This is a genomic window from Methyloceanibacter sp. (assembly GCF_051306395.1).
Classification (GTDB): Bacteria; Pseudomonadota; Alphaproteobacteria; order Rhizobiales; family Methyloligellaceae; genus Methyloceanibacter.
Genome location: NZ_JBPPND010000220.1, coordinates 1 through 6,338 on the forward strand (window position 1 = coordinate 1; position 6,338 = coordinate 6,338).

The window sequence follows — 6,338 nt, forward strand, 5'->3', positions numbered from 1 at the left end:
ATGCCGATGACGAGCCCCATGAAGGGCGCCTTGATCATGCCGACCTGGAAATGGGTGATCGAGATCGCATCGGTGAGCCGCGCCATATAGATGTCGGGGCTCATGCCGCCGTAGAGCCAGGCCACGAGGCCGCCGCCGTAAAGCGCCGCCAAGGAGCCGAGGAAGGTCAGCACCGGCAGCGCCACGACGAGGACGAGAATGCGCGGCAGGACCAGCACCTCGATGGGGTCGAAGCCCATGGTGCGCAGCGCGTCGATCTCCTCGCGCATCTTCATGGAGCCGAGCTCGGCGGTGTAGGAGCTGCCTGAACGCCCGGCCACCATGATGGCGACGATGAGCACGCCGATCTCGCGCAAGACAAGGATGCCGACGAGATCCACGGAGTAGAGCTCGGCGCCGAACTTGCGGAAGTGGAAGATGCCTTGCTGAGAGATGATGGCGCCGATCAGGAAGGTGATGAGCAGGATGATGGGCACCGCTTGCCATGCCACGCGGTCGAACTGATGCACGGTCGAGGTGAGGCGGTATTCGCGCGGCCGCACGATGACGCGCGCCAGCGCCATGCCGACGCTGCCCAGCATCTCGGAAAAGACGACGAAGTTGTGCCCGAAGGACGCGGCGCCGCGGCCGATCGCGGCAAGGGCGGAGACGATGGGGTTCTGACGCGGAGGGTGCGGTGGCGGCTCTTGATTGACGCCGTGCATCTCCTCCAGGAGGCCAAGGTCGTGCTCGGGTAACCCGACAACGACGGCCTCCCGGCCCGAGGTCGTCCATTGGCGGGTGAGGCGCTCCAGCAGCCAGGCGCCGAACGTGTCGAGCTCACGGACACCGCCCATATCGATCGACATGTTTTTGGCTTTGGGCGCTTCGCCCGCGACGCGTTCGACCAGGGCTTCGAGCTCGCCCGCATGCGGGGCGGTCCAGGAGCCGCCGGCGGCAAGCTCCAGCCGTTCCCCCACCAATTTATGTGTCAGCAAAGCCTCGCCCATGGCTAATTCGCTCCTGGCCACTCGAAGTCTTCCCGCCGCGAGGGTCGCCCCTGCGAGGCCGGTCATGATTCGGGCCTAAGACTAGCTGCGAATTAGCTGCGGGTCAGGTTGATCGACACCTTTTGCAGGGGGCTCCCAGAGGTCGAGATCGAGACGCTTTGGCGGGAGCTGCTGTAATTGACGACCATGCTGCCACGGATCGAGCCCGAGACGTTGATGCTGATCCGGCCGGGCTTGGCGGTTCCGCTTGCGCTGCCCGAGGCGTTATACGTCCGCTCTTCCCAATTGCCGGTGATGCGGGTGCCGCTCAGGCTGAGCTTGCTCCGGATCTCGACATTGGAACTCTCCGACTTGCAGCGGATGGCCATGCCGAGCTGCGAGCCGCCGCCGGTGTAGTAGGCGTTGCAGGTCAGACGTTCCATGCCGCTGTTGAGTTGGACCTTGCCGCTTCCGCGCCAAGTGCCGAGTAGCGTGTCGAAGGGGCTGGCCTCCACTTTTTGCGAGGGGGTGACCATGAACAGGCCGACAAGGGCCACAGTCGCCAAGAGAATCGGCGCAGCTTTGCGAATCACTGGTTTCATAGGTTCTGTCTTCCCGCAGTTTTGGGTCTCGAACAAGTCAGGATGTTGTTACGAGGTGATGACCGGGCAGCCCGGTTACAACCCCTTGGGACGCCATGGGAAACGCCTGTTGCTTTTGGGTGACATTTCCTCGTCGAAATCATGGAGAGTCGGCCCATCCTGTCTAATCGTCCTAGAGGCTGGAATAGGCCGCTTGAGGGGGTCTAGAGTCCCACAAAACGACGCGCCGAACCAGAGGATCACATCATCGCACCCGCGCCGAACGTCTCCATCACCTATTGCCGGCTGTGCAACTGGCTGCTCCGGGCGGCCTGGATGGGCCAGGAGCTGTTGTCCACCTTCGCCGAGGAGCTCGGCTCGCTCACCCTTATTCCCAACGATCAAGGCGGCGTCTTCGAGGTGCGGATCGACGGCGATCTGATTTGGTCGCGGAGCGAGCAGGGCCGCTTTCCGGAAATGAAAGAACTCAAGCAATTGGTGCGGGACAAGGTCGCCCCGGCGCGCGATTTGGGCCATGTGGAGACCAAGGAGTCGTAGGCGGCCCCCCCCTGTCTTTGTGAGGGGGCTCACACAGGCCCCGCGCCCTTCCTGCCAGTCTCATGCCTCGAACTGGCGCGGGCCGGGCTTAAGGCCCTCTGGCGGAGGAAGCGGGAATTTCAATTCATTTCAATTTGTTGTCGTGGGCTAGCATCTGGCTGCTCGCGTTGGCCGCCCCCGATATGGCAGCCGCGGACGTCGTGCCCCGGCATGGACCGGCCGCCGCGGCGTGCCGGGCGGCCGGGGACGGCGAACCGGGCGAGATCGTCACCGCTGTCGATGACGGCCGGGGCGGGAGCCTCGTCTGGCTCACCGACGCGGACACCAATTTGTGGCTGTGCAGCGCCGACGAGCGCGGGTCGGTTTATGCCTATGGCCTCATCTTCGAGGATCTGTTGCGGGGCGCGGGCGCGGCGTTCCTTCCGCCGGTCTCCGTGGATCGGGGCGGCAAGCCGGTGCTGCCGGCCGATCCCCTCGGGATCGCGCAAGTAGCCTGCCGGGCTTATCTCGACGATATGGCGAGCGCGGTTCTCAACAGCGGACCGGACGGCCTGGAGGGCGGCTGGATCCCCGGCTATTTCGTCTTTCTCGAAACGAAGGCCGGCGACACCTTTCTGTGCAACGCCACGCCGAACGCGCAAGTCTGGGTGTTCGCGCGGATCGGCGCGCCGCTGCGGAGTTCCGCACCCGTCGGCTAACTCACTATTATCTCAGGATATTTCGACGATCGTGGCCTCGGTCGCGCCCGCTTGCACGGTCTCGCCGACGGGCTTCCCCATGATCGCCTGGGCCACGGGCGAGACATAGGACAGGGTGCCGTTGGCCGGGTCCGCTTCGTCCTCACCGACGACCTTGTAGGTTTGGCGGCGGCCGTCCTCGCGCTCAATGGTCACTTGAGAGCCGAAATGCACTTCGGTCGCGTCTTGGGGCGGCTCCATGACCTGCGCGGTGGCCCGGCGCGAGGTCCAGTAGCGCAGATCGCGGTTGATCTTGGCGAGCAGGGGCTTGTCGTCGGCATCGTGCGCCGCGGCATGGGCGTCGTGCAAACGCGCCAGCTCCGCCTCGATCAGCTCGAGGCCGCGCTGGGTCACGAGGTTGTGGGCCGATATGGGCCGATCCGGAAGATCGTCGTAGACGTCGCCGCCTTCCGGCTCCTTGGTAAAAGCCTTGCTCATAAGACAACTATATCACGCTGGTTGCCTCGGTATGGTTCCATCGCTGTTTTCGCCGCCTCTTTGGGCATGACACAAATTTGTGCAGTCATGCTCTCCCCGGTCTACCCTCATTATGGTAGATAATTGGGCAAAGACCTGTTTTTGAGCAGGCGTTTTTATGGGGGGAGGGACGACTATGATCGCAGGGGATACTGCTTGGCTCATCACGGCCACGGCACTTGTCTTGTTCATGACCTTGCCAGGCCTGGCCTTGTTTTATGGTGGGTTGGTGCGCGCCGAGAACCTGCTCTCGGTGCTGATGCAATGCTTCACCATTGCCAGCCTGGTGACGGTGCTGTGGCTCGGCGCCGCCTATAGCCTCACCTTCTCGGGCGACGGTGCTTGGATCGGCAATCTGAGCAAGGTGTTGCTGCTTGGCGTGCCGCGCGATGCGCTCTCGGGGACGATCCCCGAAAGCGTCTTCTTCATGTTCCAGATGACGTTCGCCATCATCACGCCGGCGCTGATCGTCGGCGCGTTCGTCGAGCGCATGCGCTTCGGCGCGGTGGTGCTGTTCACCGCGCTCTGGTTGTTCCTGGTCTATGTGCCGGTTGCCCATTGGGTTTGGGGCGGGGGCTGGCTGGCGGCGCGGGGCGTGATGGACTTCGCCGGCGGGCTCGTGGTCCATCTTACAGCGGGGGTTTCGGCCTTGATTCTGGCGATCGTCTTGGGGCCGCGCCTGGGCTTTCCCCATGACGTGCGTCCGCCGCACGCGCCATGGATCACCATGGTGGGCGCCTGCATGCTGTGGGTCGGCTGGTTCGGCTTCAATGCCGGCAGCGCGCTGTCGGCGGGCGCCGACGCCGGCATGGCGATGACCGTGACGCATATCTCGGCAGCCACCGCAACGCTGGTGTGGATCGTCATCGAGGCTGTCAAGTTCGGCAAACCCAGCATGGTCGGCGCCGTGACCGGCGCCATCGCCGGACTCGCCTCCATCACGCCGGCCTCGGGTTATGTGGGACCGGGGGCCGCGCTCGTCATCGGCTTTGTGGGCGGCAGCCTCTGCTACCTCATGGTCATGGTGGTCAAGCATCGCTTCAAGATCGACGACTCTCTGGATGTGCTGGCGGTGCACGGCGTTGGCGGTGCGATCGGTATCATGCTCACGGCGGTCTTCGCCGATGCGGCGCTCGGCGGGATCGGATTCGCCGAGGGACAGACCATAGGCGGACAAGCCGTTGTTCAGTTTATCGGGCTCGTCGCGGTTTTGGTCTGGTCAGTCGTCGTTAGCTTCGTCATCATCAAGATAGTGCAGGCGATCGTCGGACTGCGCGTGAGCGCGGAGGTCGAGGAGCAAGGTCTCGATATCAATATTCACGGCGAACGCGGCTACAACATGTGAGCAAAGGCACGCACATGAAATATATCATCGCAGTGATACAGCCGCACCGGCTCGACGCGGTGCGCGAGGCGCTCGCGGGCATCGGCGTGGAAGGCATGACGGTCTCCGAAGTGCGAGGCTTCGGCCGGCAGAAGGGGCAGACCGAGATCTACCGCGGCGCGGAGTACACCGTGCAGTACGTGCCCAAGGTGAAGATCGAGATCGCGGTCACCGGCGACCTTGCCGACTCCGTGGTCGAGACGATCGGCGAGGCGGCGCGAACCGGACGCATCGGCGACGGCAAGGTGTTCGTGCTGCCGCTCGAAGGCGCCATGCGTGTGCGCACCGCGGAGATGGGCGCCGAGTCGCTCTAGCCCGCCACCAGCAGGGCGACCGGAAAGGTCTTCAGCGCTTCGGCGATGTTCAAGCGGCCGTCGGCGGCCGACACGGTCTCTCCGGTCAAGACGTTGCGCCATTGGCGCCCGGCGCGCGCCGCGTCGAGCGTCAGGTGGGTATCGCCCCACACGGTGGGCGGCACCAACGGCCGGTCGCTTCCTTCCAGAAGCGCGCTCGCGCGCAGCGGCACGATCGTGATGGCGGCGCGCGTATCGTCACTGCGCAGGAAGGCGAGGATATTTTGTCCGTGAGCCCCGCTCGCGGCGAGCGGCGTGTAATTGCCGGTGGTGAACAGGCTCGGCTGCTCGGCGCGTAGCTGAAGCGCCTTCGCGACGATGGAGAGCTTGATGGCGCCGCTCCGCCAGTCCGCCACGAGATCGCTCACGTCGCGCGAGGCGTGGCTGTCGAGAAGCCGGCTTCTCGCGTCGAAATTCACCGCGCGCCGGTTATCCGGATCGACCAGGCTCAGATCCCAGAGCTCTCCGCCCTGATAGATGTCCGGCACGCCCGGCGCGGTGAGCTTGAGCAGCGTCTGCGACAGGGAATTGAGCGCCCCCGCCACTTCGAGCGGTCCTTGCGCCGCGCTGAAGTCTTCGAGAAAGGCGCGGCTCCTAGCCGGATCCAGCGCGCCGCGCACGAATGCCTCCACCGCCTCCTCATAAGGCTCGTCAGGGCCGGTCCAGCTCGTGCGCACTTTCGCTTCCTTGATGGCCTTCAGCATGAAGCCGGCCATTCTGTCGGCGAGTACGGCCAGGGCGTCATGATCGGTCGTGTCGAGGGCGAAAGGCCAGGCGCCGGCGAGCGCTTGATAGAACATCCATTCGTCATTGGCGGATGGCGCGCGGTCGTCGTCCGTCTTGACCAAAAGAGCCTCGTTCATGGCCGACCACTTGGCGACGCAGGCCTTCCACTCTTCAGGGCGTTCGCTCAGCACGTATAGCCGGGCACGGGCATCCTCGCCGCGCTTGGTGTCATGGGTGGAGGTGGGGAGCAGGCCGAAAGGCTGGTGAATGCGCCGCGCGGCCATGTCTTCGTGGAAGCTCGTGGGCGCCGCGCCGAACTCGTCGGGTGACCCGCCCACCTCGTTCAGCGCGATCAGGCGGTTATAGCGATAGAACAGCGTGTCCTCGACGGCCTTGGCCATGAGCGGACCGGTGGTCTGCTGGAGGCGCGTCACGAACGTGAGCGCTTCGGCGCGTGCGGCGGGGTCCGGCAGGTCCAGCCGCCAGATCCGCGCGATGAAGTCGATGGCGCCGTCATCCTCCACCTCGCGCGTGCTCTTGGCTGCGGTCTCGGC

The 6,338-nt window shown here is 64.7% G+C and carries 7 protein-coding genes and 1 pseudogene; 4 read left to right on the top strand and 4 right to left on the bottom strand.

What is annotated here, in order from left to right:
* Nucleotides 1-989: ABC transporter permease (locus tag ACSLE4_RS11435; protein WP_435904572.1), on the bottom strand; the 989-nt coding region annotated here is incomplete at its 3' end.
* 92 nt (nucleotides 990-1,081) lie between these two features.
* Nucleotides 1,082-1,570 (bottom strand): hypothetical protein, encoded by a 489-nt coding sequence (locus ACSLE4_RS11440; RefSeq protein WP_435904573.1) that lies wholly within the window; start codon nucleotides 1,568-1,570, stop codon nucleotides 1,082-1,084.
* A 270-nt stretch (nucleotides 1,571-1,840) separates the two neighbouring features.
* On the opposite strand from ACSLE4_RS11440, the gene ACSLE4_RS11445 reads away from it, so the two are divergent.
* Nucleotides 1,841-2,107 (top strand): SelT/SelW/SelH family protein, encoded by a 267-nt coding sequence (locus ACSLE4_RS11445; RefSeq protein ID WP_435904578.1) that lies wholly within the window; start codon nucleotides 1,841-1,843, stop codon nucleotides 2,105-2,107.
* A 182-nt stretch (nucleotides 2,108-2,289) separates the two neighbouring features.
* Complete coding sequence (locus ACSLE4_RS11450) at nucleotides 2,290-2,805, top strand: hypothetical protein (RefSeq protein WP_435904574.1); 516 nt, start codon at nucleotides 2,290-2,292, stop codon at nucleotides 2,803-2,805.
* A gap of 12 nt (nucleotides 2,806-2,817) precedes the next feature.
* Here ACSLE4_RS11450 and greA read toward each other — a convergent pair whose 3' ends face one another.
* Entirely contained in the window at nucleotides 2,818-3,282 is a 465-nt protein-coding gene (gene greA, locus ACSLE4_RS11455; RefSeq protein WP_435904575.1) for a transcription elongation factor GreA, read from the bottom strand.
* Nucleotides 3,283-3,457: 175 nt separating this feature from the next.
* On the opposite strand from greA, the gene ACSLE4_RS11460 reads away from it, so the two are divergent.
* Together ACSLE4_RS11460 and ACSLE4_RS11465 are read left to right on the top strand one after the other, a co-directional pair.
* Nucleotides 3,458-4,666: an ammonium transporter gene (locus ACSLE4_RS11460; protein ID WP_435904576.1), complete on the top strand. Its 1,209-nt coding sequence runs from the start codon at nucleotides 3,458-3,460 to the stop codon at nucleotides 4,664-4,666.
* Between the two features lie 14 nt (nucleotides 4,667-4,680).
* The gene (locus ACSLE4_RS11465; protein ID WP_435904577.1) at nucleotides 4,681-5,019 is read left to right on the top strand and encodes a P-II family nitrogen regulator; all 339 of its coding nucleotides are present in this window, start codon (nucleotides 4,681-4,683) and stop codon (nucleotides 5,017-5,019) included.
* Here the strand turns inward: ACSLE4_RS11465 and ACSLE4_RS11470 are convergent.
* Nucleotides 5,016-6,338, bottom strand: a pseudogene (locus ACSLE4_RS11470) (malto-oligosyltrehalose synthase); the annotation flags it as partial. The gene ACSLE4_RS11465 and the pseudogene ACSLE4_RS11470 overlap by 4 nt on opposite strands.

Bases quoted from the DNA above. Each gene is read 5' to 3' on its own strand.
- ACSLE4_RS11440 (WP_435904573.1), bottom strand. From the start codon at position 1,570: ATGAAACCAGTGATTCGCAAAGCTGCGCCGATTCTCTTGGCGACTGTG.
- ACSLE4_RS11450 (WP_435904574.1), top strand. From the start codon at position 2,290: ATGGCAGCCGCGGACGTCGTGCCCCGGCATGGACCGGCCGCCGCGGCG.
- greA (WP_435904575.1), bottom strand. From the start codon at position 3,282: ATGAGCAAGGCTTTTACCAAGGAGCCGGAAGGCGGCGACGTCTACGAC.
- ACSLE4_RS11460 (WP_435904576.1), top strand. From the start codon at position 3,458: ATGATCGCAGGGGATACTGCTTGGCTCATCACGGCCACGGCACTTGTC.
- ACSLE4_RS11465 (WP_435904577.1), top strand. From the start codon at position 4,681: ATGAAATATATCATCGCAGTGATACAGCCGCACCGGCTCGACGCGGTG.